Genomic DNA, 1250 nt, shown 5'->3' with positions numbered 1-1250 from the left:
GACCGCCCGGGTACGCAGAGGCTAGCCGCCCCGCGCGGGGCGGCGGCGAGGTCTCGCCACTTGTGCGTCGAGGGCTTGTGCCCGGTGGAACCTGTTCTTAACATCTTCACTGTCACATCAGTTGTGTCACATGCGGGTGGCGGCGGGTGGACGACAGCGAGTCGACGACGACAGACGGCGACGGCTGACGACAGACCACGACGGATGACGACAGACCACGACGGATGACGACAGACGACGACAGGTGTCGACCAGGGGGGTGACGGAGCCGGGATGACCGCTCCATCGCACGGTCCGCTCGCCGGAGTGCGCGTGGTCGAGCTGGCCGGCATCGGCCCGGGCCCGTTCGCGGCCATGCTCCTCGCCGACCTCGGCGCCGACGTGGTCCGCGTCGACCGCCCCGGCGGGGCCGGCCTCGGCATCGACCCGGCCCGCGACCTCACCAACCGCAACAAGCGCTCGGTGCTGGTCGACCTCAAGGCCGGAGACGGCCCCGCCCGCGTGCTGGACCTCGCCGAGCGGGCCGACATCCTCATCGAGGGATACCGCCCCGGCGTCGCCGAGCGCCTCGGCGTCGGCCCCGACGCCTGCCACGCCCGCAACCCCCGCCTGGTCTACGGCCGGATGACCGGCTGGGGCCAGGGCGGCCCGCTCGCCCCGCGCGCCGGCCACGACATCAGCTATCTCGCGGTCAGCGGCACCCTGTCCATGATCGGCCGGGCCGACGAGCCGCCCACCGTCCCCGCCAACCTGCTGGGCGACTACGCCGGCGGCTCGCTCTACCTGGTCGCCGGCGTCCTCGCCGCGCTCCACCACGCCCGCAGCGAGGGCGGTGCCGGCCAGGTGGTGGACGCCGCGGTCGCCGACGGCGCGGCCCACCTGGCCACCATGCTGCACGGCATGCTCGACGCCGGGGCCTGGCAGGACCGGCGCGGGACCAACCTCCTGGACGGCGGCTGCCCCTTCTACGGCTCCTACCGGACCTCCGACGGGCAGTACATGGCGGTCGGCGCCCTGGAGCAGCGGTTCTACGACGAGTTCGCCCGGCTCCTGGGCCTCGGTGAGGCCGCCGCGCTGCGGGACGACCCGGCGCGCTGGGGCGAGCTGCGGGACGCCGTCGCCGCCCGGTTCGCCACCCGCACCCGCGCCGAGTGGACGGCGCTCTTCGAGCCCGCCGACGCCTGCGTGTCGCCCGTGCTGTCGATGCGCGAGGCCCCCGCCCACCCCCACCTCGCCGCCCGCTCCACGTA

1 protein-coding gene is annotated in these 1250 nt (G+C 74.7%); it reads left to right on the top strand.

What is annotated here, in order from left to right; translation table 11 throughout:
• Positions 1-273: 273 nt before the first annotated feature.
• Positions 274-1250 (top strand): CaiB/BaiF CoA transferase family protein (locus C6N75_RS28995; RefSeq protein ID WP_105871818.1); only part of this gene is annotated, 977 nt, incomplete at its 3' end.

Origin of the sequence: Streptomyces solincola, from assembly GCF_002982015.1 — a bacterium.
Lineage (GTDB): Bacteria > Actinomycetota > Actinomycetes > Streptomycetales > Streptomycetaceae > Streptomyces > Streptomyces solincola.
The sequence above is the reverse complement of the archived record's forward strand: the minus strand, read 5'-3'. Positions and strand labels throughout refer to the sequence as shown.